The organism is Mycolicibacterium boenickei (genome assembly GCF_010731295.1).
GTDB lineage: Bacteria > Actinomycetota > Actinomycetes > Mycobacteriales > Mycobacteriaceae > Mycobacterium > Mycobacterium boenickei.
This window is the reverse complement of record NZ_AP022579.1, coordinates 2,102,946-2,127,104: the sequence shown is the minus strand read 5'-3', so window position 1 is coordinate 2,127,104 and position 24,159 is coordinate 2,102,946. Positions and strand designations below refer to the sequence as shown.

Below are 24,159 nucleotides of genomic sequence, written 5' to 3'. Positions count from 1 at the left end.
CGATCCAACGTGGTGACGATCACCTGGACGCTGCCGAGCCCTCAAGCCTGGTGGCAGATGACCTGGCAGGGTCGGCCCGACCCTTCTGTGGCGCGTTGGTGGGACAGCATCGCCGACCTTGTCCTCGAACGTAGCCGCAGTGTTGCCTCCGCGGCCGATGACGTCACCGTCCCTGCTACCCCACTTGCCGCGCCCGGCACATCAGCGGGACCCGCCACGGTCGGAGTCACCCGTCTGGTCGACGTCGCAGAGTCCGATCGCAGCCGCGTCCTGGTGGCCCTGCGCGATGCCGCTGCACGCAGCGGTGCGCTGCGCGCACTGGTGCAGCCGACGTTGGCGGGATCGCGCAACGGCGGCGACATCCTGGTCCATCTGCGGTTTGCCTGCGACAGCGACTGGGAGAACAGCGGTTTCGACGCCGCGCTGACCGATCCGGCGATCACCCGGGTAAACGGCGTCACCTACCAGGGAAGTCCACTCCGCCGCGGCAGTGGCACCGTGTACCGCGCGCTGCTGCTGCGAGTCCCTGCCGAGGTAGAGGCCGAGACGGTCGCGGCATTCGAACGCGAACTCGCGTCGATGCCCCGATACGTGTCGACGATCGCCGCGTGGCAACTGAGCCGGGTAGAGCAGGCCATCGGCACCAGCGAGTGGACGCACGTCTTCGAACAGGAATTCACCGACGTCGACGGTCTGATGGGCCCCTACCTGATGCATCCGATCCACTGGGCAGTGGTCGACCGCTGGTTCGACCCCGAGACCACCGACATCGTCGTCCGCGACCGGGTGTGCCACAGCTTCTGCGAGCTACCCGCCCCTGTACTCACCTGAGCCTCGGAGGCTATGCGGCTTCTGGTGGTGGTTGGGGTTGGAAGGGTGGGTACCACCACCAGTGGGCGCGTTCCCCGGTCGGCCCGGGGCACGGCCGAACGTCAGGTGGGGGTGTGGTGGGTGGACGGGCCAGCGATCCGCCGTGGAGCTGTTTCCCGGTGTGGTCGGTGACGACGAGTCGGTGTGCGGGACCGGTGATGGTGATCTCGCCGCGGTGGTGGGCACGGTGGTGATAGGGGCAGACCAGGACGAGATTGGTGACAAGTTCCTAATATACCCTCCTGGCAGCCGTCCGGTTACCCCGAGATAGGTAGGTGCCGGGCCACCGACGACACACTCCGGGGCCTTAAAAATCATTGGTCTCCTAACCCTGTTGGGGTCCAGGCTGGTGGTCGAGCATCGGTGTCCGGTATCTGATCCCCACGGAGGCACTGCTGATAATGGCTGAACAACGCCAACTACATTTGGCCGGGTTTTTCTCGGCCGGCAACGTCACTCACGCGCATGGCGCGTGGCGCCATGTTGGTGCCACGAACGGATTTCTGACTGGCGAGTTCTACAAGCAGATTGCACGGACCCTGGAGCGGGGAAAGTTTGACCTGTTATTTCTTCCCGATGGCCTGGCCATCGAAGACAGCTATGGTGAGAACTTGGAGACCGGGGTCGGCCTGGGTGGCCAGGGCGCGGTGGCGCTGGAGCCGACCAGCGTGATAGCGACTATGGCTGCGGTGACGGAACGTTTGGGTCTGGGCGCTACGGTTTCCACAACGTACTACCCGCCGTATCACGTGGCTCGGGTGTTTGCCACGCTCGACAACCTGTCTGATGGCCGGATCTCGTGGAATGTGGTCACGTCGCTCAACGACTCGGAAGCACGCAACTTCGGCGTGGACGAGCACCTTGAGCACGACATCCGATATGACCGCGCTGACGAATTCTTGGAGGCAGTCAAGAAGCTATGGAGTTCTTGGTCCGAGGATGCCTTGTTGTTGGACAAGATTGGCGGTCGGTTCGCCGACCCCAAGAAGGTTCAATACGTCAATCATCGTGGCCACTGGTTGTCCGTCCGTGGCCCCTTGCAGGTTCCACGGTCACGCCAGGGCGAACCGGTGATCCTGCAGGCCGGCTTGTCACCGCGCGGGCGTCGCTTCGCGGGGCGCTGGGCCGAAGCAGTATTCAGCGTCTCGCCCAACCTCGACATCATGCGCGCGGTCTATCAGGACATCAAAGCTCACGTTGCGGCCGCGGGACGTGACCCGGAGCAAACAAAGGTGTTCACCGCGGTAATGCCAGTACTCGGTGAGACTGAGCAGGTGGCCCGTGAGCGTCTGGAATATCTCAATTCTCTGGTCCATCCCGAGGTGGGTTTGTCGACGTTGTCGAGCCATAGCGGTTTGGATCTCTCCAAGTATCCGCTGGATACGAAGTTTTCCGACATCGTCGCCGATCTCGGTGATCGTCACGTGCCGACCATGTTGCAGATGTTTTCTGCGGTGGCCGGTGGCGGTGCGGACCTGACGTTGGCCGAGCTGGGTCGACGATACGGCACCAACGTCGGGTTTGTACCGCAGTGGGCCGGAACTGCCGAACAGATCGCTGATCAATTGGTTAGTCACTTTGAGGCCGGGGCCGCTGACGGATTCATCATTTCGGCGGCGTATCTGCCTGGGATTTACGAGGAATTCGTCGACCAGGTGGTGCCGCTGCTGCAGCAACGTGGTGTGTTCCGTACTGAGTACGAAGGGGCAACGCTGCGTGAGCACCTTGGGTTGGCTCGGCCTGAAGTTGGGAGCATCTGATGACCACCACGGGCATAGATCGAGATATTCTTGCCTACAGCAATTGCCCGGTTCCTAACGCGTTGCTGACAGCGCTGGAGTCAAACCTGTTGGCTGGCAACGGTATTTCGCTGAATGTGCTGAGCGGCGCGCAAGCTGGGTTGCATTTCACCTACGATCATCCCGCCTACACCCGTTTTGGTGGCGAAATTCCACCTCTTATCAGTGAGGGCCTGCGAGCACCAGGACGCACCCGTCTGCTGGGCATCACACCTCTGGCCGGTCGGCAAGGGATCTATGTCCGTGCTGACAGCCCGGTGACATCACCCGAGCAGCTGCGGGGTCGGCGGGTGGGTGTGTCCGGCGCAGCGATCCGCATTCTCACCGGCGAGTTGGGTGACTACCGGCAATTGGATCCGTGGCGGCAAACACTGATCGCGCTGGGCACCTGGGAGGCGCGGGGACTTTTGCAGACCCTGCATATCGGAGGCATCGGGATCAGTGACGTCGAATTGGTGCGTATCGAAAGCCCTGGCGTCGACGTGCCCGAAGAGCGGCTGGAAGCAGCGGCCAGTGTCAAAGGCGCTGACCTGTTTCCCGACGTGGCCGCCCACCAGAGCGACATCCTGAGTAGTGGCAACGTTGATGCGCTATTCACGTGGTTGCCCTGGGCGGCGGAGCTAGAAGACCTCAGCGGCGCGCGGGTACTCGCCGATCTCGGCGACGACAAACGAAACCGGTATGCCAGTGTTTGGACGGTCAGCGCCCAGTTGGTTGACGAGCGACCCGACCTGGTGCAACGACTCGTCGATGCGGCTGTCCAAGCCGGCCGTTGGGCACAGGCCCACCCCGAGGACACCGTTGGCATCCATGCCGCCAACCTCGGGGTAGCACCTTCGGCGATCGGACGCGGTTTCGGCGCTGATTTCGCCCAACATCTGATCCCAACGCTTGACGACTCGGCGCTGGCCGTTGTCGACCAAACTCAACAGTTCCTCATCGACCACAATCTGCTCGACCGTCCGGTGGACCTCACACAGTGGGCAGCACCGCAATTCCTCACCCAATCCGCGACTGGAGAACAGCAATGACGTTGACCGATGACACCACCACGGCACAGAACAGTAGGCATGGCGACCCAATCGAGGTCGCGCGCGAGCTGACGCGAAAGTGGCAAACTACCGTCGTCGAGCGCGACAAGGCAGGTGGTTCGGCAACAGAAGAGCGTGAGGATCTACGCGCCAGTGGGCTGCTCTCGGTGACCGTTCCCCGGCACCTGGGCGGTTGGGGAGCCGACTGGCCTACCGCCCTGGAAGTGGTGCGCGAGATCGCCAAGGTCGACGGATCCCTTGGGCACTTGTTCGGATACCACCTCAGCACCCCAGCCGTTATCGATCTGTGGGGTTCACCCGAGCAAAAGGAACGCCTGCTTCGTCAACTGGCCGAAAACAATTGGTGGACCGGAAACGCCTCCAGCGAGAACAACAGCCACATCCTGGATTGGAAGGTGACGGCCACCCCGGCCGATGACGGCGGGTACTTTTTCAACGGCATTAAGCACTTCAGCAGTGGCGCCAAGGGCTCAGATCTGCTCTTGGTGTTCGGTGTGATACCGGAGGGTTTCCCACAGCAAGGTGCCATCGTAGCGGCGGCCATTCCCACCACCAGAGAAGGCGTTCAGCCAAACGATGACTGGCAGGCGCTGGGGATGCGGCGCACCGACAGCGGCACCACCGAATTCCACAATGTTGCGGTCCGTCCCGACGAGGTGCTCGGCAAACCCAATGCCATCCTCGAGGCGTTCCTGGCGTCCGGGCGCGGAAGCCTGTTCGGCCCGATCGTGCAGTTGGTGTTCTCCTCGGTTTACCTAGGGATCGCGCGCGGAGCGCTCGAGACAGCCCGCGAGTACACCCGAACGCAGGCACGTCCTTGGACGCCGGCCGGGGTCACTCAAGCCGTCGAAGATCCGTACACCATTCGCAGCTACGGCGAATTCGGCATCCAACTACAAGCCGCCGATGCTGCAGCCCGCGAGGCCGCACAACTCCTACAGGCCGCGTGGGACAAAGGTGACGCATTAACTTCGCAGGAACGCGGCGAACTCATGGTGCAGATTTCTGGAGTCAAAGCCATAGCCACCCAAGCGGCCCTGGACGTGACCAGCCGTATTTTCGAGGTCATCGGTGCCCGCGGCACCCACCCCAAATACGGATTCGACCGGTTCTGGCGCAACATCCGCACCCACACGCTGCACGATCCTGTCTCCTACAAAATCGCTGAAGTCGGAAACTACGTCCTCAACCAACGCTATCCGATACCCGGCTTCACTTCCTGACCCCGGCGTCGCGCTGCCGGGCACGCGTGAATTCGTCAGATCGGCGGGTCCGTCTTACCCAGTGGTGGCCGACGGTCCCGCCGTTTTGGGTGCAACAATGCGGTCGTTGGGTGACGGTGTGACCCAACCGGATGCGGCTGGCCAAGCGACGGAACGTGGTTCAGAGCAGTCTCATTAGCGCTATTGGTTCGGACTCGACGCCTCGACCCAAGCCGGTTGATCGCCGGTTTGCGCGGCAATGAAGCCTTCGACGATGCGGGTGCAATCTTGGTGGGTGATGACGCGTAGACCGGTCATTCGGGCAAAGACCAGAGGGCCAACAAGTTGACAGAGTGCGAGTTCAATGTCGAGTTCGCCGAGTTGATCGACGCTTTCGGGGCTGTACAGGATTTCGTCGAACGGCCGTCGGTATTGTTCGATCACACGCATCCGCAGAGTGCCTGCACCGGCGTGTTGCACAGTGTTTGGTTCGTGAGTCTCGGCGGGGCCCAACGCGGCCCAGGCCAGGGTGGTGACTTGTACGGGCGCTTCGGCGAACAGGTCGGCTTGGCGGGAGAGCAGTTCGATGAGCCGCTCACGGAGGGTGCCGCTGGTCGGGGCGGGCGGGATGACTTGGGGCAGAAGGCGTTCGAAGGTGGCCGCGAGCAGTTGCGAGGAACTGTTGAAATGGCGGTAGAGGGTGGTGCGGGCGACCTTGGAGGCTTTGGTGACCGCGTCGATGGTGACGGCTTCGATCCCACCGGTTTTGAGCAGGTTGGCCGCGGCGTCGAGCAGTCGGGTGCGTGATCGGGTGCGGCGCGGGTCGACGTCGTCCTCGTCGTCGGGTGTCTCCGCGGGCTGCGTCCCCACCTGACCTCCTGATGTGTTCCGATTGCCGGTGCGTTGCCCCCGCACTCCCGGTTATGGTACCGATAGTAGCGCAGCGAAACTGCTAGTACCGGCGGTCCCGGGTCGGGACGCGGTGGCGGGGCTGCCCGGGTGCGAGGAGGCCGTGATGGGTGTTGATCAGCCGCAGCGGTTGCCGTCGCACACGCCGACCTGCATGGGCTGCGGGTCGGACAATCCGCACGGTTTGCAGCTGGAGGTGTTTCGGTGCGGCGATGAGGTGTTCGCTGATCTGGTGTTCGATGAGCGCCATATCGGTGCGCCGGGGCTGGCGCACGGTGGCGCGATCGCCGCGGCCTGTGATGACGTGCTGGGTTTTTCGTTGTGGATCGCGGCCACCCCGGCGGTGACGCGCCGTTTGACGGTGGACTATCTGCAGCCGGTGCCGTTGGGATGTACGCATCGGCTGACCGCGCGGATCGCCTCCCGCGAGGGCCGGGCGTTGCATGTGGACGGGGTGGGGGTCGGTGTGGACGGTGTCACCCGGTTCACCGCCTCGGCGGTGTTCATCACGGTGGATGCGGCCCATTTCGCCGCCCACGGTGACATCAGCGGTTTCGGGGAGTTGTTCGCCGAGCTGACCCGCTACGGTGGCGCCGGCCCCGACGCGGGGTCGCGGTGAGTGCGCCCACCGCCGCACCCCGGGACCGGGTGCGGCACCCGCGCCGGCCGGCGGACTCGGTGTTGGTGCGTCGCGAGGCGATCCTGGATGCCGCGTGGGCGGTAGCCTCAGCACAAGGTTTTGACGGTGTGCAGATGCGTGCGGTGGCCGCGCAGGCCGGCATTGCCGCCAGCTCCCTGTATCGGCATTTCCGATCCAAAAGCCATCTGCTGGTGACGGTGCTGGCCCGCGAATTCGAACGTCTCGACACCGAATTCGATTGCACTACCGGTGAACTGGCGCCGCAGGCCCGGCTGGGGCGGTTGACCACCCACCTGCACATGGCCTGGCAGGCCAACCCGCACCTGACCGAGGCGATGGTGCGTGCGTTCGTCGTGGCCGACTCCGAGGCCGCCGGCGCGATCGAGCACGCTGTCGCGGTGATCGAGGACATGCTGGCCCGCGCCCTGGGCGGGCCCACACCCAGCGCGCATGACCGTGACGTGGCCAGCCTGATCGCCGACGTGTGGCTGGCCAACCTGATCGCCGTCATCGGCGGCCGGATCGATGCGGACCTGGCCCGCGAGCGCATCGACCGCACAACCCGACAGCTGGTGCACGGCACCGACACCACCACTTAGCGATACTAGTAGTATCGCTGCGCTACTCCCAGTACCATAAAGCGACACAATGACGTGTCGAAAGGGACCCGGGCATGCATACCCCCTGGATCGAGCGGTGCACCGTTCAGCGTGTCTCGTTGCGCGACGGATTGGTGCTCGACCTCGACGATTACAACGAATTGGTGATCGCCACCCCGATCCGGCTGACCCTGCCGCCGATCGGTTCGTCTTATCCCGAAGAGCAGGTCCTCATCGACCCGGGCAACGTCTCGGTCCAGCAGCGTCCGTTGCTGGACCTGGCCGGCGCGGTGTGCACGGGCGCGTGGTGCGACGAGGGCGGCGGGTTGCACCTGGGTTTTTCCCGCGGGCATCGCATCGATGTCGCCCCCCAGGAGGCCGCGACCTCCTGGGAGCTCTACGGCAAACGCCACGGCTACATGGCATGCCTGCCCCGCGGGCGGGTGCGGGTGGTGCGCCACGACCTGCCCGACGACGAATCTGAGGACACCGCAAGTTAATTCACCCCCACCGCGCCCAGCCCCAACCATGGCCCGAAAGGTCGGCGCGGCCCTTCCGATCCTCGTGTGGGACTATTAGTATCGTAGCGATACCGATAGTTTCGTTTCTTGGGAGGCGTGGGGATGGGCGATCGAACCGGAGATGCTGGGCCTTCCCGTGGCCGGCGCGGCGTCGATCTGTCCGGATCTTCGGAATACAGCGCCCGGCTGGGTCGGCTCGCGGCGTTCACGGTGGGCCACAAGGCATTAGTGATCGGTGGATGGATCGCGGCCGCGGTGGTGCTGGCGCTGCTGTTCCCGCAGTTGGAGACGGTGGTGCGCCAACAATCGGTCGATCTGATCCCGCGTGATGTGCCCTCGTTTCAGACCGTGGACCGCATGAGTGAGGCGTTCGGTGAGCAGGGGTCCAAGACGATGCTGTTCGTCGCGATGCAAGACCCGGCCGGTCTGACCCCCGATAATCAGCTGCGCTATCAGGATCTGGTAGGGCGGTTGCGCGCCGATCACGACCATGTCCTGCTGGTCCAGGATCTGCTGGCCGACCCGGTCACCAGAACCCAGGCGGTCAGCGGTGACGGCAAGGCCTGGTATCTGCCGGTCGGGGTGGCCGGCACGCTCGGTGATCCCACCGCGGCCGAATCCGTGCAAGCCGTGCGCGATCTCACCGACACGGCATTCGCCAACACGTCCACCACGGCCTATGTGACAGGGCCACCGGCCACGTTCGCCGATCAGATCGCCTCAGCCGAGCACGACCTGGTGTTCATCTCGATCGCCACCGCCGGGCTGATCGCGCTGATCCTGCTGATCGTGTACCGGTCGGTGTTCACCGCGCTGCTGCCGCTGCTGGTGATCGGGATCAGCCTGGCCGTCGGGCGTGGGGTGCTCTCTGCACTCGGGGAAATCGGCATGCCGGTCTCGCAGTTCACCGTGGCGTTCATGACCGCGATCCTGCTGGGCGCCGGCACCGACTACACCGTGTTTCTGATCAGCCGCTACCACGAACAACGCCGCGCCCAGGTGCCCGCCGAGCAGGCGGTCATCGCGGCCACCGCCAGCATCGGCCGAGTCATCCTGGCCTCGGCCGGCACCGTGGCCCTGGCCTTTCTGGCCATGGTGTTCGCCACCTTGAGTGTGTTCGCCGGACTCGGCCCGGCCTGCGCGGTCGCCGTGGCAGTCGGATTCGCCGCCACCGTGACCCTGCTGCCCCCGGTGCTGGCGCTGGCGGCCACCCGCGGCATCGGCGAACCCAAACCCGACCGCACCCGACGCTACTGGAACAGCGTGGCCGTGGCCGTGGTGCGCCGCCCGGTGCCGCTGCTGGTCATCAGCCTGACCATCCTGGTGGCACTGTCGGCGGCCGCGGCGACCATGACCATCAGCTATGACGACCGCCAAGGACAGCCCGCCACTACCGCCAGCAACCAGGGCTATCAGCTGCTGGACCGCCATTTCCCTAAAGACGTCGTCATCACCGAATTCCTCGTCGTGGAAAACCCGACCGACATGCGCACCGGCAAAGGCCTGGCCGACCTCGACGAGATGGCCTCACGCATCGCCCAAATCCCGGCCGTGACACGTGTTTCCGGGATCACCAGACCGGCCGGGCAACGCCTCGACCAAGCCCAACTGTCCTGGCAGAACGGACAAATCGGCGACAAGATGGCCGACTCGGTCGCCCAGGGCAACGACCGGCGCACCGACCTGGACAAGCTCACCCACGGCGCCGACCAACTCGCCGGCGGCCTGGCCCAACTCGACACCACCGTGCGCACCGCGCTCACCCCCCTGGGCGGTGTACTCACCCAAGCCGGCGCCGCCGGTGAGAGCATGCAGCGCTTCGGCCCGCTGCTGCAACAACTCTCAGCCACCGCACCCGAGGTCGACACCGCCATCCAAGCCGGCCCCGGCATCCGACCCCTGGCCGAACGCGCCCAGAACGCTATCGCCGCCCTCGACCCGCTCGTCACCGCACTCAACACCTCACCGTGGTGTATGACCACCCCGCAATGCGCCCAGATCCGCGACCAGGTCAGTATCCTGACCACCCTGCGCGACGACGGATTCTTCACCCAGCTCGCCACCCTGGGCGACCAGTACAACCCGGCCACCAACGCCACCGTCACCGGCACCCTCACCGAAGTTCAACACACCGTGGCCACCATGAACAACGCCTTCAAAACCCTCGGCAACCCCGAGAACCTGGCCGCTGACATCGGCCGACTCCAACACGGCATCAGCCAACTGGCCTCCGGCGCACGCGCCCTGGCCACCGGCGTGCACACCCTGGCCGACAGCAACATCCAAATGCTGTCCGGGATGAGTCAAATCGCGGCCCAACTGCAAAACTCCGCCCGCGCCACCGCCGGATCCGATGCCGCCACCGGCTTCTACCTGCCCCCCGAAGCCTTCGACAACCGCCAATTCGCCGACGTCGCCAAACATTTCCTCTCACCCGACGGCAAAACCGCCCGCTTCGCCATCGACACCAGCACGGACCCCTACAGCGGCGAGGCGATGAACCTGGCCCGCCAGATCACAGACGTCGCCAACACCGCCCGACCCAACACCTCCCTGGCCCAAGCCACCGTCTCGGTTGCCGGATTCCCCGCCGTCAACTCCGACATCCAACGCCTACTCTCATCCGACTTCACCCAGCTGGCCATCGCCACCCTGGTCATCGTCGGACTCATCCTCATCGCCCTGCTACGCGCCCTGATCGCCCCGCTATATCTGCTGGGCACCGTCGTGCTGAACTACCTGGCCTCACTAGGCATCGGAGTCATCGTCTTCCAATGGATCCTCGGCCACGAAATCGCTTGGCCCGTACCACTATTAGCGTTCATCATCCTCGTCGCCGTCGGCGCCGACTACAACATGCTGCTCGTATCACGACTACGCGAAGAATCCACCCACAACATCCGCGTCGGCGTCCTGCGCACCGTAGCCACCACCGGCTCAGTCATCACCTCCGCCGGCCTGATCTTCGCTGCCAGCATGTTCGGCCTGATGATCGGATCGGTAGCCATCATGATCCAAACCGGACTCATCATCGGCTGCGGACTACTGCTGGACACGTTCCTCGTACGCACCCTCACCGTCCCAGCCATCGCCACCCTGCTCCGCCAAGCCAGCTGGTGGCCACACATGAACCGTCACCCCGCATCGATGCCAGCTAAGCATCTCACCGGTGTGGGCGCGCTGAGCGCAACACGCGGACCGCACCTCCAGATATCGGCGAAGTGGGGTGGCGTCTCACCTGGGGGCGACCATGTACGAAGAATGGATGTGGGGACCGATAGTGGAAACGGGAAAGCAGCTGACCCAGAATCGCTCACATCCGACAACTGATGACCGCGACAACCAACCCGGACGTAGAACCTACTTCGTGGTCACCCAGAGAGACAGAGCTGCTGCGAGTAGCATTGGGTATCCTGCAGGATCGTGGGTACCACGGCCTAACAGTGGAGGCTGTCGCGGGCGCTGCTCATGCCAGTAAAGCCACCATCTACCGGCGCTGGCCCTCGAAATCTGAACTGATCCTAGCGGCCGTCATCGAAGGCACCCGTCAGAGCGCTGTTGCACCCAACACTGGCACCCTGCGCGGCGACTTGTTGTGTCTCGGCCAGATCATCTACAAACAGTGCCGAGACCACGCCAGCACCATCCGGGCAGTGCTTGTCGAGATATCCCGTGATCGCGCGCTCAACAACGTTATGCAAGACCGGTTTCTTCATGAACAGAGAACCCTGGTCCGGCAGGTCCTACAGCAGGCGATCAGCCGCGGCGAGATCGGCGCGTCAACAATCAACGAAGAGCTCTGCGACCTGTTGCCAGGCTATCTGATCTTCCGATGCATCTTTTCCAACCGCCCGCCGACCCATCTCACCATCGAAACTCTGGTCGACAATGCAATCCTCCCGAAACTCATCTCAGCAACTGAATAGCTCCCGCGACGTCGGAGCCACTGTTGTCAGGGAATGCGAGTTCCGCGCTGGAGCGGCCTAGGTGTTGCCTACACGCTTGATACCAGTAAAGAAAGTTCTCACATCGCAGGTCAGAGGGCTGTTTTGCGGCGATGGCCCGGTGGTTCGGCGGCGGACGGAGGGTGAAGCGTAGCGACCGGCGCGGACGGGAGCGCCAGCGGACGGGAGCAGAGGGAGCGAAGCGAAGCCCGCAGGTAGCCGCCACATAGTGGTTGGAGATGGGTGGACGCTCAGTAAGTGCTGCTGCGGTGGAGATACTGCGACGTGATACTGGGGCTCGTAAGCTGGCTGGCATGAGCGGGGCGGTGGCGCAGCGTGCACGGCGGGAGGCCGAGACACGGCTGGCTGAGCAGCCGCGGCGGTTGGCGCATGTGCGGGGTGTGGCCGCTGCGGCGGAACGGCTGAGTCAGCATTTCGCCGGCGAGGCGGCGGATTGTCTGGTGGCGGCGGCGTGGCTGCACGATATCGGGTATGCACCGTCGGTGCGCCGAACCGGTTTTCATCCGCTCGATGGCGCGGTGTTCGTCCGGTCGGCCGGTTTCGGGGAGCTGGTCGCGTCGTTGGTGGCGTTTCATACCGGCGCGCACCTGGAGGCATCCGAGCGTGGCGTCTCCGGTTTAGGGGCTTTCGTCCAACCGCCGCGCGATGTGATGGATGCGTTGACGTTTTGCGATTTGACGACCGGACCTGACGGCACGCCGGTATCAGCTGAGGACCGCCTGCGTGAGGTGTTGGCGCGTTATGGACCGCAGGATCCGGTGCACCGGGCGGTCGATGCTGGCCGCGAGGAGTTGCTGGCGGCGGTGGGTCGGGTGCGCGGCTGGCTGTAACCCCTGCATGGGGTTAGCAGAGGTAGGGGCTGTCGCGGTGTTGCAGGTAGTGCTCGATCCGCAGACGCATCGAGGGATGCATGTCCAGGTCGGCGATGTCGTCGGGATCAGTCCAGGCGATGTCGGTGCTTTCGTGGTCGATGGCCAGCTCACCACCGAGCACCCTGGTGGTGAACAACAAGGAGAATTGTTGGCGGACTTCGCCATCGGTGAATGCCACGACGTGCCGCGGGTTGGTGTAGACACCGACCAGGCCGGTGATTTCGACGTCGAGCCCGGTTTCCTCTTTGACTTCGCGCACAGCGGTTTGTTCGATGGTCTCGCCGATGTCGTGTCCGCCGCCGGGTAGCGCCCACAGGGTGTTGTCGCGGCGTTTGATCAGCAAAATTCGACCGCGTTCGTCAGCGACGATCGCCGAAGCCGAGGGGACGACACTGTTAGGCCGTGGGGCGTTGGGGTCGTTGTAGTAGTCGGTGCGCATCGGCGGGTCAGCCTTTCGTCGTTAGGGGTGTGGCGTGGTCCCACACCTGGGTGAAGGCCTCTTCGAGGGTGGCCCAGAGCCGGGGTTCGTGGTGACGGGACAGTACGAGTACGGGGTTGTTGCGTCCGGGTGAGCCGTAGATGTGGAAGTTGACGATCATGGCGTCATCGACCCGAAAGATGGATGTGTAGAGCGTGGTGTCGTGGGTGCGGATGTCCAGTCCCGGGGTGCCGGCGTGTGGGGCGAGCAGCTCGACTGAGGTGCGGCAGCGGGCGATGACGGCTTCACCGATCCCTTCCTCCACGCCGCGCAGGATCATGGTGGCGGTGTCGGGGTCGCCGACGAGGAATCGCACCGCCACGCCGCGGGCGGCGGCGTCGAGCAGGGTGTCGAGGAATCCGTCGAGGGTGTCGAACAGGAACGTGGCGGCCAGCACGAGGATGTCGATGCTGGTGGTGGCGTCGGCGAAATGCTGCTGCCACGCGCTGATCGGTAGCTGGGTGCGGCTGGCATACAGGGTCGCGGTGAACGGGCCACTTGGTGACATGGTCGCCAATGCGCTCGCCATAGTAGGCGAGTACTGATTGGGCCACAGATCGTGCGGCGTGCAGCCCAGCAGCGTGGCTGCGCGCCGCGCGTTGTCCTCGCGGATGTTGTAGTTGGTGTTGGACAGCCAGCGGCGCACCGTCTTGACATCCACGCTCATCGCGGTGGCAAAGCGCTGCGGGGACAGTCCCTTGGCCTGCAGCCGCTGCATGAGGCGATTGTTGGGGATCGCGGCCGCCTTGCCGTCGTGATCGTCCATCGTCTCAGCGCACATCTTTCCGTGTCGTCTCCGTGTATCGCCAGCGCGTGGCGTCTAGTTTGCCATGCGCGTGGTGCCACCCCGCGGCGGTGATGCCCACGTGATGTCCACGGGTATGTCCCGGTGGTGTCCGGAATGTCGCCGGCGATGTCGGCAATGCCGCTAGATGTCCCTGGCTACGTCGGTGGTGTCCACGTGAACTGAGTTCAGCGCCGCAAGGGCGCATACGGTTCACGAAAGGAACTACAGGACAATGCGTTTGAGAATCGATACGTCAGGGACACGGTTCATCGTCACCCGTGCGGCTGAGCCGCGGCTGAACTTTGAGACCGGCAGCCCCAAAATCGACACTGCCACCGGGCTGCCGCAGCATTCGGTGCAGTTGCTGGCGTTGGATGACACTGGCGGCGAAGTGCTCAATGTGACGGTGGCCGGTGACCCGAACGTCGGGGTCACCCAACCGGTCTCGGTGACCAGCCTGGTGGCCATCCCGTGGGCGCAAGGCGATCGCAGTGGTGTGGCCTTCCGCGCTGATGCCATCACCGGCGCCACAGCCGGCGCCCCGGCGGGTGAGCCGGGGTCGCGCACCCAGAAATAGCACCCGCTGCCGAGGCGCGACACCAGCACGTGCCGCGCCTCGGCCCGGGTCCGCCGTCGACCACTGGCTCGTCCACGCACACACGGAGAACACACCGTCATGGCATCAAACAATAAGAACACCAACAACACTCAATCGGACAATGACGACTGGTTCGGCGATCTGGTCATATCACTGTTGACCGCCGCGGGATATCTGCTGTGGTGGGCCGTGCTGTTCCCAGCGATCAGTGTCCCGATCATCGCCAGCCTCACTCTCGGCATCACCCACGGACCCCGCGCCGGGATCGTCGGTGCCATCGCGTTCGGCGCCGGATATATGGGGTGGGCTTGGCTAGACCCAGGCTCGTTTTGCTCGTGGGTGACCGAACCTGTACGGCGCCGCTGGTTGACCTGGTCGCGCTACACCCGCACCTGGGAATCGACGTGCACCCTGCACGGCCTGACCGCCAAACTTGGTGAGCGCACCCTGACTCCGACCCTGCGCACCGTCACGATCGGTAGAACCACCGATGTGTTGGCGGTGCGGATCGTCACCGGCCAATCCCTAACTAACTGGCACCAACAATCCGAGGCGCTGGCCGCGGCCTGGCGCGCCGACCGGATCACCATCACCGCCACCACACCCGGGGAACTACGCATCGCGCTGATGCGCGGGGACGTGCTGGCCGAACCGATCGCGCTGCCCATGCCTACATCGTCGACTCCGGTGGATCTGGGATCGGTGCGGGTCGGGATCACCGAAACCCGCCACCACTGGCAGATGCCGCTGCTCGGGCATCACCTCCTGGTCGCCGGGGCCACCGGCGCGGGCAAAGGCAGCGTGCTGTGGTCCCTGATCGCCGGGATCGCCCCCGCGATCAAGACCGGGCTGGTCCGGCTGTGTGTCATCGACCCCAAAGGCGGCATGGAACTGGGCGCCGGCGCACCCATGTTCACCGTGTTCAGCCACGACGCCACCGACACCACCCTCCAACTCCTGCGCCAGCTCGTGAACGTGATGCACGCCCGCGCAAATCGTCTGCGCGGCCACACCCGCCTGCACACCCCGACACCGGCCGACCCGCTGTTTGTGGTCCTGATCGATGAGATCGCCGCGCTCACCGCGTATGTGACCGACCGCAAGATCCGCACCGAAATCGAACAACTGCTCGGGCTACTGCTCTCCCAAGGCCGCGCGGTGGGGATCTCGGTGGTGGCCGCAGTGCAAGACCCCGCCAAAGACACCCTGCCGGTCCGGCAACTGTTCACCGTGCGGATCGGGTTGCGGCTGACCGAAGCCACCCAAACCACCATGGTGCTGGGACAAGGAGCACGTGATGCCGGGGCGGAATGCGACCGCATCCCCGATGCCACCCCCGGTGTGGGCTACATGCTCATCGACGGCAGCACCCAATCCGTGCGGGTACGCGCCTTCCACGTCACCGACCACGACATCACCACCCTCGCGGCCCGATTCCGCCGCCCCGCGCGCCGGCCCAGTGGCGACCAGGCCTCAACGACGGGCGACAGTGACACCAACAGAGGTGCCAGCGGTGAATAGCTCCACACCACCGGCCCAGCTCGCCCTGCCAGGCATTCCGGACACGGTCGACACCACCCGGGTGGTCGATGAGATGGTGCGCCGCGCCTCCTCGATGGGATACGAATCCTGGTGGCGACGCGCGGAATCCGTCGGGTTCTGTGCCCATCCCATCCAACTCACGGGCACCGAAGACTACGGACGCCAGCAGGTGGTGTGGACCCGGTGCAACAACCGCCGCGCCCACATCTGCCCCTCCTGCTCAGACCTCTACGCCCGCGACACGTGGCAACTCGTGCACGCCGGCGCCGCGGGCGGCCACCACGACATGCCCGCCGCCGTCGCTGATCGTCCGCAAGTGTTTCTCACGCTGACCGCCCCCAGCTTCGGGGCCGTCCACACCACCACACCCACAGACCCCAGCGGATCCCGACACGGTGTGTGCCGCGATCATGACCGCATCGGTGGCTACCGGCGCTGTTCACATAGAAATCCATTGTGGTGCAGCACTATCCACGACCACACCGATCCACAGGTTGGCCAGCCGCTCTGCCGGGAATGCTACGACTATTTCGGGCATGTGCTGTTCACCTGGCATCTGCCTGAGCTGTGGCGACGATTCACCATCACCCTGCGGCGAGCACTCCGCAGGCATCTGAAAGCCGCCGGGGCCGATCCGGATGACGTGCGGGTCAGCTTTCTCAAAGTCGTCGAAATGCAAGCCCGCGCCATCCCGCACATCCACGCCCTGATCCGCCTCGACCCCTACGAGGATCCCGATCAGACCGGTTGGGAATCACCAATCAGTGCAACCGAACTCGCGATGATCATCCAGCACGCCGCCCGTACCGTCACCCTCACCGTCCACGACCCCACCACCGAGGGCGGCGTGCGGGTGATCGCCTTCGGTCCCCAAATCGATACCCAACCCATCACCGCACCCACTAACTCGACGAATGCGCTGACAGCAGAACATTGTTCACCGGATAGCCGGGCACTGTCGGGCCGGCGGGTTGCTCGCTATCTGGCCAAATACGTGACTAAATCTTTGGCCGATCTCGGGATCAGCGTCCGCCGGCTGTCCACCGAATCGATACCCGACCTGGATGTATCCGAGCATGTGCGGGCCATCCTGACCACCATCAGCGACCTCGCTGACAACGGAGTGTCGGGTATTCGGCGGTGGCTGCACACCCTCGGGTTCCGCGGGCACATCACCAGCAAGTCCCGCCGCTACTCGACCACCATGACCGCACTACGGCAACGCCGTGCCACTTGGACCCGCGAACGCTACGCGAAATCTACTGAACACAAGCATAATCCGGATCGTCGACACGGCGATGATGGCAATGATCTGGTGGCGTGGGAGTTCGACCGCGCCGGTCACGCCAGCCTCGGTGAGCGCACCCTCATCGTCAGCGCGGCGCTACGTCGGATCGACCGGCGCCGCACTGCCCGCGAAGCACTATTGCACCAGCGTGGTGATCTTCCTGTCGAGGTACCCGATGGCTAGCCGGGAGGTGCGATCCGCGGATAGGCAGACTGGAAAGTCTTACAGTCGTCAAGAATTCACCGCCTGGCTTGTCGAATCCTGTGAACGCCAGCACGTCGCGGTCACCATCACCAACCCGGCTGTCCTCGCTGACATCGCCACCCTGCTGCGGTAAGGCGCGGCACAGCGTCAGCTCAGTGCGACCAGGCCGTCACATTCTGACGCTGTTTCCTCGCCTGGTCACAGCGGTCCAATGCTGTTGGCTGGCAATTGATGTCAGGGCCGGCGCCGCAGGCGGGCGAACCCCCGGTTCGAGCCTTGACATCAACTGCCAGTCAACGAATAGTCGAAGGTGACCAGTGAAAATTGCACAACCGTGCACGCAGACGGCGTTCTCTGGAAGTAGGATGCGGATCCCGCGAATACTCCTGCACCAGGAGATTGCTCGGTCAGTCCGTTGAGCCCTTCGTCGATACCCAAAGGGATCGTCGACCGTTCCTATCAGGGTTCGCAAGTGAACATTGCTAGATTTGGTAATGCGCGGAATACAGCGGCATAAAAGCTTGGCTAGGTTTGGATTTCGACGGTTGTGCTGATCTGTTGGGCGACGGGAGCCCATAGGTCAACGTCGACGTGTGGGGATTCGATGCTGACGATGAGTGAGTAGTCAACGCCGTGGTTGCTTTGGTCGTATTTGCGTTGGTTTTTCCACCATCCCGCGACCGGGTACACGGCGATGGCTCCCTTGCTGGCGAGGTTGGCGGCTGGACCTGTCCAGATGTCGGTGTGTAGTGAGCCGGGGGCCTGCTGCAGGTTGCTGCCGAAGAACCAGCCTTTCTCGGTGTCGAGTGCAGGTGGGCGTTGCCCGTCGATACGTGCGCGGGTGTTGATGCGCTGGCGGAACGATTCGATGTTGTCCTCCGGGCGTCGGGTGGCGAACCGTAGGCCATGGGAGGGATAGATATAGCGGCCCGTCCAGCCGCGGCTGGAAGGGTTGGGTTCAACGAAGTAGGACAGGGTCACGCGCATGCGTACTTCGGTTTCGCCTAGCCCTTCGAGTATTTCGGTCGGCCATGGCAGTTGGTGGAGATTCATCTCCCGCACTTTGCCTGAGTTGCTGTCGCGGTCGCGCTCGTAGGGATGGATTCGGGCCTCTGCGATGAGGGTGAGCGCATCGGTGGCGCTACGCAGTGCGCGGGCCGCGTCGGGTACACCCATCCCGTAGCGGCGCAGCAGGCTGGCGAGGCGAGTCTTGTTCGATTCGGTGTTGAAGCGGTTGCGCATGGCGTCGGTCCACTGAGCCGAGTGCACGATCAACCCGCGGATGGTCTCGGGGCGCAGCTGCGGGTAGGCCTGGGAGAGATTGCCGGCGATGGCTGCGACCTGAGCGGTGGCGGCCGAGGTGTCTCGCGTCGCGGTGAAGAAACCGTGTCCCGGGCGTTGGAGGCGGGTTGTGAGCAGAGCGAGATTGGGCGGCGTATCAACGTCTGTGCGGTCCGGTGATACTGCGACGTTGCCGCCATCAGCGACCACATCGGGTTTGAACGGCCATTTCGTGCGGTCAAAGACTACCGACGTGCGGCTGACCGGGGATAGTTCACCCCTCTTGGCTACCGGCACGTAGCCGGCGAAATCAGCTGGTGCGCCGGACATGTCGTCACGATTGGAGTAAGCGCCAACCGTGAGCGCGTTCCACGACTGGGCGGGGTCTTCGACCGGCTCGACATCACTTCGAGCGAGGTGATCATCGGTGCCACGAAGGTCGCGGATGTTGCCGGCCGAGACGAGGAACAGGCGCGGGCGCCGCGGCTCGTCACGGTCGAGGTAGGTGAGCTTGGGATCGCTGTCATCGATGGCCCGGCCGAAGGCCAGAGCGTCGATCGCCGCCGACCACGACGTGGGTCTGCCGGTGTCGATTCGTGTGGTCGGTTCGGTGTCAGTTCCGTCGACGGAGGGGCGGCGCGCAGTGACCGCGAGCATGAACACGCGGCGCCGGGCGGCGGCTTGGATCTCTGGGCGGTCGACCGCGCGAGCAGTGATAGCACCGTAGAGATCACGATCGTTGTGGGCGTTATCGGGCAAGAACTTCACCGACTCCAGGCGGTGAGTCAATTGGACCGGCTGGGTGTCGACGAGTGCGGCGTGCAGGTCTCCGTAGAGGGCCAGGCCTGCCATCTCAGTTCCGTGCGATTGGACGGGCGTGGTCTGCCAGCGCGGGTCTGCGACGTGCAGGTCCGCGGCTCCAATCGAGTCGGTGAGCAGAGGGTGCGTGTCCTGCACGCCAGTGTCGAGGATGCACACCACCGCAGCATCCTTGTCGGCCATCCGTAGACGCGCGCGCAGATCGTCCACCCACTCGGTCTGCTCGGCGGCGGGCAGTTCTGTCAACAAAGTGGCAACGTCGTGCGGTCGGCGCAACTCGGCGATGTCGTCAACTGATTGAAACGTCTGCGCCAGTTGGTCTGCCGAAGCGTATAGCAACACTACGGTGCGGTCACCGAAACCCAGATAGTGCTCACTGGTGCGCAGTTCGTGTTGGACAACAAAGTCGCTGAATCTTGCTTGTTCGCGGCGGTCACGGTTAAGCAGCCACACCTCCCACCAACGGACTTCGGTGGGGTCGTCGGGAAACAATTCATCGGGATCGGTCCATAGTTCGCGGATCGTCGCTCGACGGATCGACTGGATACTCTCAATTAGTGCGGCATTGTCAGCCTTGGTCCGGTCTGCAGACGACACGTAGGCGTCCAACCGTTTGAGGAAGTACTCTTTCTTGCCCCGCGGGATGTACACGGTCGCCATCTGAACGATCCCGTCGGTGGTCTGCGTCTCCCGGACGGCGACCAACTCGGGCTGCTCACCAGAGCGCTGCGGGTCCAGACTTTGCAACGCCAGTTCCAAATCTGGAAACGACACAAACGTGACGTAGGTTCCTGCAGGCTCGATCTCATCGTCGGCTGTAGGCGCGACTGCGGCGTTGAATTCGTCAGTGAGGCGTCGGCCATGCCCCTTGCGATCGCCGGTGAACTCGTGCTTGTCGCCACCGCCACCAGCGCTGGCGAGCGTAAAGGACTCCGATACTGGCGCTACCGACACGACAAGGTGAGGACGATCTCGCTCTGCCATGACGTCTAGATCGCCGACTCGCCGTGGTGATTGGCACGCGGCCGTTCGTGCAGGGCGGCCACCAGGTCGTCGGTGCGCACCCGGGCCCGGCCAGCCAGAACTGTTCGCTTCGCCGCATTCTCTGCTGCAGTCGCGATCTCTCCGTGACTGAGCCCGCGCGCGGCAGCGACGACCCTCGGCCAACTCAGGTTGCCGATTTGGAACCGAGCGAGTCGGTTGCGGATGACGGCCTCGGTGGCCGCGTCGTCGGGCAGTGCGAAGTCCATCACTGTGTCAAATCGGCGATAGAGGGCGTTGTCGAGCAACTTGGGGTGATTGGTGGCCGCGATGATGATGCTGTCCGAGGAATCCTCTTCGAGGAATTGAAGAAAGGAGTTGAGGACTCGGCGGATCTCGCCGACGTCGTTGGGTGCGGCCCGATCTCCGGCAAGCGCATCGACCTCGTCGAACAAGTAGACCCCCCGCGTGTCGATGAGCGCATCGAAAATCAAGCGCAGTTTCGCTGCCGTCTCACCCATGTATTTGGTGATGATTGTGTCCAGCCGCACCGAAAACAGTGGAAGCCCCAACTCGCCGGCAATAACTCGCGCGGTTGAAGTCTTGCCGGTCCCTGGCGGGCCGGTGAGCAGCAACCGGCCCGCGGCCCGAAGACCGTGGCGGGCAAGCATGTCTCGTTGACGCTGCTCAAGCAATACATGCCGCAGGTGCTCGGCAAGACCCGGGGATAACACGAGGTCTGCCAGTCGAGACTCCGGATAGCTGACAGCGAGCAGAGAGCCCAGTTCACCCCGGGGCTGCGCCACCGGCACCACCGAGGCCACCCGCGACTTCACTGCACCACGCTTACGCAACTCGTCAACCAGGTCGCGCAGTTCTTGGGCGAACTTTGCGTGCCCAGCTCGTGCAGCTTTTGCAGCCACCTGCATCGCCACGGCGTAGAACTGGGGGTCGTCGCCCTCGGCGTGGCTCATGACGAGAGCCTTCAACTGGTCATTTGTCGCCACCGCTGACCTCCCTTCGGGTCAAACAACCGTCCTGACCAGCACGGCAGGCCCCGTGAGCTGAGTCTAACGGGCGTGATGACTGCTTCCCGACACCACGCCTGACGCAAGTACACCAACCTGGCCCGACGAGGAATGCCCGAATGCAGCGAATGCCGGGCGCCACACGCAAAGTCGTACGTGTTCTAAAGGCAAAGTTTCGGCATGTACCGACGGACGAGACGTTTACCCAACGGACGAGACGTTCTAAATCCGCCAATGCGGCTGTACCCGGTTGATATCCAACTTGCGCGACCCGGGCGTGCCGGGTGCGATGACGGCGTGATCGAGCACTGATTTGATGATGGCTTGTTGGCGGTCGATGTCAAGGTCATCCCACTGACCGCGCAGCACCTCGCCGCAGCCCACCAGATCCATCACCGCACTGGTGTCGGTGGCCTTGGCGATGTCGCGGCGGGCGCGGGCGATGCGGTCGGTGATGGGGTCGCGGGCAGCGATCCATTCCCGCGCCGACACCGCCCCCTCTGCATACAGCCCGGCCAATTCATCCAAGCGGGCCTGGTCGGCCTCCAACTGGGCGGCCAACGCGGCGACGTCGGCGTCCACACTGGACCTACCTGCTAATGCTCCTGCCAGCTGGGGTGAGTCCAGTCGGGTCAGCACCGCATCGGTGAGCAATTCCTCGACCGGCAGCGCCACCACGGTCAGTCGCCCGCAGCCACCGTGATCGGGACCTTTCAAACACACGTAGCGCCGCACCCGGTTAGTCGGATTGTTATGGCGGGCTTGGGAAAACAACCGATTCCCACACCGCCCGCACCGCAACATCCCCGACAGCAGGTAGGTGCGCGGGGCGCGAGTTTTCGTGACGCTGCGAGCAGTCATCCGGGCAAGGATGCGGTCGCGCTCGCCCGCGGTGATGATCGCCGGCCACGCCGCGGCGCCGATCACCTCACCATGATGCTCCCGGAGCCCGGCGATCCGTCCGGAGGCCAAAATGTTGCGCACCGTGGTGGTCTGCCACGACTTCGACGCGGGCGGGGCCACACCGGTGTCGCTGAGCCAGATGGTCAACGACCGGATCGACGCACCCGCGAGATACCGGTCGACCATCTCCCGCACGATCTTGGCTTCCTCAGGGCGCAGGGTAATTTTGTCGGGCTCGTATCCGAAAGGGCGCGCCGGGCCGTGCGGCAGGCCTTTTTCGGCGTTCTGCAACATCTTGCGGCGGATACGCGCGGATTTGCGGCCAGATTCTTTGGCGGCGAACGCGGCGAAAATCCGGGCCATGAACAACCCGTCATCGTTACCCAAATCGATGTCGGCGGTCACGGTAGCGACATCACGCACCCCGACCGACTCACACAGCGTCACGAAGTCTTCCAACTCGACCGGACGGCGATGTAGCCGGTCGAGGTTGTAGACGATCACCGCATCCCGCGCACCGGATTTCAGGTCATCCAGCATGCGGGCGTACTCGCGGCGCGGCTTTCCCGAATACGCTGAGACATCATTGTCGACGTACTCGTCACCGATCGGCCAGCCTCGCTCCGCGGCGAGCTTGCGGCAGTCTTCGAGTTGACGGGCGACCCCCAGGCCGGTGCCCTCCACATCGGCTGAGATGCGGGCGTAGATCGCCGCGGACCGCGCCCCGACACGCTGAGCTGGAGTTTTCGCTTTCCCCATGAGGGTAGTTTAGCGATATTTCAGCTTATCGAGGTCGGTGGGGCCGCCGTCCTCCCAGTGCACGATGTGATGTGCATGCAGGCCGCGGGTGGCTCCGCAGCCGGGCACCACACAGCACCGGTCACGGTGCTCCAAGGCACGGCGCAGTCGTCGGCTGATGGTGCGGGTGCCGCGCCCAACGCTGATCGGTTGGCCGTGGCGTTCGAGCCACACCTCACAGATGGCATCGCACAACAGGTATTGGCGCTCCTCATCGGTCAGCACCGGGCCAAGATGCAGGGCGGCGATGCGGTCGGTGAGGTTCAGATGGACCGCGACGGTGGTGTGTTGCCCGTGCGGGCGGGCGGCCACGTCGGCATCCCAACCCGCCTCGACCAAGCTCATGAACGCATCGACTGTGCCCGGGAACGGCGGCGCCTGCTCATCGCCCGCCTCGTGGTCACGTTTCCAATCGGCCACCAGCGCATCGTGATGCGACCGCAGGGCGGCCTCGAATGTCGCCGCTTCCAGCCTCGGTAGCCGGATCCGCCAGGTGGTGTATTCGTCGTCAGGGCCGGGGATCTTGGTGATCTCCCGCTGCGGTTCGGGTTTCGGATCAGGTTGAGGGCGGGGCTCGAGCTTGATCGCGGTACGCAACTGACCAACGGTAGCCGCCGAAGCCAACTCGGCGTAATGCTCATCGGAACCATCTGCTGCCTTCTCCGCGATCACCCCGACCTGATCCAGCGACAGCCGGCCGTCCCGCATACCTTCGGCGCACCGGGGGAACTCGTCGAGCCGCCGCGCCACCGCCACCACAACCTCGGCGTTGCGCGGTGAGACACCGGTCTTCCAGGCCACCATGGCCGATACCGAGCGGGCTCCGGTCATCCCGCACAGTTCGTCACGGTCGATCTTAGCCACGATCTCCACGATCCGACCATCGATCGCATTGCGCTGACCACACAGCTGCGACAACTCGTCGAACAACACCTCCAACCGCTGCTTCGGACCCAACTCGGAGTCCAAAACAACTGCGGCCGAAGACATAACCCCATCAAAGCAGACAGGTCCGACAAGTTT

Annotated in this window: 19 protein-coding genes and 2 pseudogenes; 13 read left to right on the top strand and 8 right to left on the bottom strand. The window is 64.2% G+C overall.

Features of this window, described 5'->3' with window-relative positions; all coding sequences use genetic code 11:
- The first annotated feature begins 234 nt into the window (after nucleotides 1-234).
- Entirely contained in the window at nucleotides 235-831 is a 597-nt protein-coding gene (locus tag G6N57_RS32240; RefSeq protein ID WP_322790684.1) for a Dabb family protein, read from the top strand.
- Between the two features lie 10 nt (nucleotides 832-841).
- On the opposite strand, the pseudogene G6N57_RS32020 reads toward G6N57_RS32240, so the two are convergent.
- A pseudogene (locus tag G6N57_RS32020) lies at nucleotides 842-1,093 on the bottom strand (hypothetical protein); the annotation flags it as partial.
- A gap of 178 nt (nucleotides 1,094-1,271) precedes the next feature.
- Between G6N57_RS32020 and G6N57_RS09945 the strand changes: the two are divergent.
- Genes G6N57_RS09945 through dszC form a run of 3 tightly spaced genes read left to right on the top strand, consistent with a single transcriptional unit; the run spans nucleotide 1,272 to nucleotide 4,944 of the window.
- Nucleotides 1,272-2,630, top strand: coding sequence for a dibenzothiophene-sulfone monooxygenase DszA (locus tag G6N57_RS09945; RefSeq protein WP_005099785.1), 1,359 nt, complete (start codon nucleotides 1,272-1,274; stop codon nucleotides 2,628-2,630).
- Nucleotides 2,630-3,700, top strand: coding sequence for an ABC transporter substrate-binding protein (locus G6N57_RS09940; RefSeq protein ID WP_023900526.1), 1,071 nt, complete (start codon nucleotides 2,630-2,632; stop codon nucleotides 3,698-3,700). Before G6N57_RS09945 ends, G6N57_RS09940 begins: the two co-directional genes overlap by 1 nt.
- Nucleotides 3,697-4,944 carry a dibenzothiophene monooxygenase gene (dszC, locus tag G6N57_RS09935; protein WP_023882538.1) on the top strand — a complete coding sequence of 416 codons (1,248 nt, stop codon included), beginning with the start codon at nucleotides 3,697-3,699 and terminating at the stop codon, nucleotides 4,942-4,944. The genes G6N57_RS09940 and dszC overlap by 4 nt, the downstream gene beginning before the upstream one ends.
- A gap of 180 nt (nucleotides 4,945-5,124) precedes the next feature.
- On the opposite strand, the gene G6N57_RS09930 is transcribed toward dszC, so the two are convergent.
- Nucleotides 5,125-5,793 (bottom strand): TetR/AcrR family transcriptional regulator, encoded by a 669-nt coding sequence (locus G6N57_RS09930; protein WP_011725686.1) that lies wholly within the window; start codon nucleotides 5,791-5,793, stop codon nucleotides 5,125-5,127.
- 145 nt (nucleotides 5,794-5,938) lie between these two features.
- On the opposite strand from G6N57_RS09930, the gene G6N57_RS09925 reads away from it, so the two are divergent.
- The 6 genes from G6N57_RS09925 to G6N57_RS09900 all read left to right on the top strand — a co-directional run bounded on the left by G6N57_RS09925 (nucleotide 5,939) and on the right by G6N57_RS09900 (nucleotide 12,387).
- Complete coding sequence (locus G6N57_RS09925) at nucleotides 5,939-6,451, top strand: PaaI family thioesterase (protein ID WP_031344738.1); 513 nt, start codon at nucleotides 5,939-5,941, stop codon at nucleotides 6,449-6,451.
- 59 nt (nucleotides 6,452-6,510) lie between these two features.
- Nucleotides 6,511-7,071 carry a TetR/AcrR family transcriptional regulator gene (locus G6N57_RS09920; RefSeq protein WP_005099718.1) on the top strand — a complete coding sequence of 187 codons (561 nt, stop codon included), beginning with the start codon at nucleotides 6,511-6,513 and terminating at the stop codon, nucleotides 7,069-7,071.
- 74 nt (nucleotides 7,072-7,145) lie between these two features.
- Complete coding sequence (locus G6N57_RS09915; protein WP_003882618.1) at nucleotides 7,146-7,571, top strand: DUF6188 family protein; 426 nt, start codon at nucleotides 7,146-7,148, stop codon at nucleotides 7,569-7,571.
- Between the two features lie 123 nt (nucleotides 7,572-7,694).
- Nucleotides 7,695-10,922 carry an MMPL/RND family transporter gene (locus tag G6N57_RS09910; RefSeq protein ID WP_024455269.1) on the top strand — a complete coding sequence of 1,076 codons (3,228 nt, stop codon included), beginning with the start codon at nucleotides 7,695-7,697 and terminating at the stop codon, nucleotides 10,920-10,922.
- The gene (locus G6N57_RS09905; RefSeq protein WP_019732906.1) at nucleotides 10,922-11,518 is read left to right on the top strand and encodes a TetR/AcrR family transcriptional regulator; all 597 of its coding nucleotides are present in this window, start codon (nucleotides 10,922-10,924) and stop codon (nucleotides 11,516-11,518) included. The genes G6N57_RS09910 and G6N57_RS09905 overlap by 1 nt, the downstream gene beginning before the upstream one ends.
- A 332-nt stretch (nucleotides 11,519-11,850) precedes the next feature.
- Nucleotides 11,851-12,387, top strand: a complete 537-nt coding sequence (locus tag G6N57_RS09900; protein WP_019732905.1) for an HD domain-containing protein — start codon at nucleotides 11,851-11,853, stop codon at nucleotides 12,385-12,387.
- Between the two features lie 13 nt (nucleotides 12,388-12,400).
- On the opposite strand, the gene G6N57_RS09895 is transcribed toward G6N57_RS09900, so the two are convergent.
- Nucleotides 12,401-12,868: an NUDIX hydrolase gene (locus tag G6N57_RS09895; RefSeq protein WP_011725682.1), complete on the bottom strand. Its 468-nt coding sequence runs from the start codon at nucleotides 12,866-12,868 to the stop codon at nucleotides 12,401-12,403.
- Nucleotides 12,869-12,875: 7 nt separating this feature from the next.
- Entirely contained in the window at nucleotides 12,876-13,673 is a 798-nt protein-coding gene (locus G6N57_RS09890) for a hypothetical protein (RefSeq protein WP_011725681.1), read from the bottom strand.
- A 253-nt stretch (nucleotides 13,674-13,926) separates the two neighbouring features.
- Between G6N57_RS09890 and G6N57_RS09885 the strand changes: the two genes are divergently transcribed.
- From G6N57_RS09885 to G6N57_RS09875, 3 genes are all read left to right on the top strand, one after another.
- Nucleotides 13,927-14,271 carry a hypothetical protein gene (locus G6N57_RS09885; protein ID WP_019732904.1) on the top strand — a complete coding sequence of 115 codons (345 nt, stop codon included), beginning with the start codon at nucleotides 13,927-13,929 and terminating at the stop codon, nucleotides 14,269-14,271.
- 99 nt (nucleotides 14,272-14,370) lie between these two features.
- The gene (locus G6N57_RS09880; RefSeq protein ID WP_019732903.1) at nucleotides 14,371-15,813 is read left to right on the top strand and encodes an FtsK/SpoIIIE domain-containing protein; all 1,443 of its coding nucleotides are present in this window, start codon (nucleotides 14,371-14,373) and stop codon (nucleotides 15,811-15,813) included.
- Nucleotides 15,806-17,305 (top strand): replication initiator, encoded by a 1,500-nt coding sequence (locus G6N57_RS09875; protein ID WP_011725678.1) that lies wholly within the window; start codon nucleotides 15,806-15,808, stop codon nucleotides 17,303-17,305. Before G6N57_RS09880 ends, G6N57_RS09875 begins: the two co-directional genes overlap by 8 nt.
- A 546-nt stretch (nucleotides 17,306-17,851) precedes the next feature.
- On the opposite strand, the gene G6N57_RS09870 is transcribed toward G6N57_RS09875, so the two are convergent.
- From G6N57_RS09870 to G6N57_RS09855, 4 genes and pseudogenes are all read right to left on the bottom strand, one after another.
- The gene (locus G6N57_RS09870; protein WP_023882498.1) at nucleotides 17,852-20,410 is read right to left on the bottom strand and encodes a S8 family peptidase; all 2,559 of its coding nucleotides are present in this window, start codon (nucleotides 20,408-20,410) and stop codon (nucleotides 17,852-17,854) included.
- Between the two features lie 5 nt (nucleotides 20,411-20,415).
- The gene (locus G6N57_RS09865) at nucleotides 20,416-21,414 is read right to left on the bottom strand and encodes an AAA family ATPase (protein ID WP_011725675.1); all 999 of its coding nucleotides are present in this window, start codon (nucleotides 21,412-21,414) and stop codon (nucleotides 20,416-20,418) included.
- A 243-nt stretch (nucleotides 21,415-21,657) separates the two neighbouring features.
- Entirely contained in the window at nucleotides 21,658-23,097 is a 1,440-nt protein-coding gene (locus G6N57_RS09860; RefSeq protein WP_011725674.1) for a recombinase family protein, read from the bottom strand.
- A 21-nt stretch (nucleotides 23,098-23,118) separates the two neighbouring features.
- Nucleotides 23,119-24,126, bottom strand: a pseudogene (locus G6N57_RS09855) (HNH endonuclease signature motif containing protein); the annotation flags it as partial.
- Between the last annotated feature and the right edge of the window lie 33 nt (nucleotides 24,127-24,159).

Coding starts and splice junctions, on each gene's coding strand:
- G6N57_RS09895 (WP_011725682.1), bottom strand. CDS start 12,868: ATGCGCACCGACTACTACAACGACCCCAACGCCCCACGGCCTAACAGT.
- G6N57_RS09910 (WP_024455269.1), top strand. CDS start 7,695: ATGGGCGATCGAACCGGAGATGCTGGGCCTTCCCGTGGCCGGCGCGGC.
- G6N57_RS09905 (WP_019732906.1), top strand. CDS start 10,922: ATGACCGCGACAACCAACCCGGACGTAGAACCTACTTCGTGGTCACCC.
- G6N57_RS09890 (WP_011725681.1), bottom strand. CDS start 13,673: ATGGACGATCACGACGGCAAGGCGGCCGCGATCCCCAACAATCGCCTC.
- G6N57_RS09915 (WP_003882618.1), top strand. CDS start 7,146: ATGCATACCCCCTGGATCGAGCGGTGCACCGTTCAGCGTGTCTCGTTG.
- G6N57_RS09885 (WP_019732904.1), top strand. CDS start 13,927: ATGCGTTTGAGAATCGATACGTCAGGGACACGGTTCATCGTCACCCGT.
- dszC (WP_023882538.1), top strand. CDS start 3,697: ATGACGTTGACCGATGACACCACCACGGCACAGAACAGTAGGCATGGC.
- G6N57_RS09900 (WP_019732905.1), top strand. CDS start 11,851: ATGAGCGGGGCGGTGGCGCAGCGTGCACGGCGGGAGGCCGAGACACGG.
- G6N57_RS09925 (WP_031344738.1), top strand. CDS start 5,939: ATGGGTGTTGATCAGCCGCAGCGGTTGCCGTCGCACACGCCGACCTGC.
- G6N57_RS09870 (WP_023882498.1), bottom strand. CDS start 20,410: ATGGCAGAGCGAGATCGTCCTCACCTTGTCGTGTCGGTAGCGCCAGTA.
- G6N57_RS09880 (WP_019732903.1), top strand. CDS start 14,371: ATGGCATCAAACAATAAGAACACCAACAACACTCAATCGGACAATGAC.
- G6N57_RS09945 (WP_005099785.1), top strand. CDS start 1,272: ATGGCTGAACAACGCCAACTACATTTGGCCGGGTTTTTCTCGGCCGGC.
- G6N57_RS09940 (WP_023900526.1), top strand. CDS start 2,630: ATGACCACCACGGGCATAGATCGAGATATTCTTGCCTACAGCAATTGC.
- G6N57_RS09860 (WP_011725674.1), bottom strand. CDS start 23,097: ATGGGGAAAGCGAAAACTCCAGCTCAGCGTGTCGGGGCGCGGTCCGCG.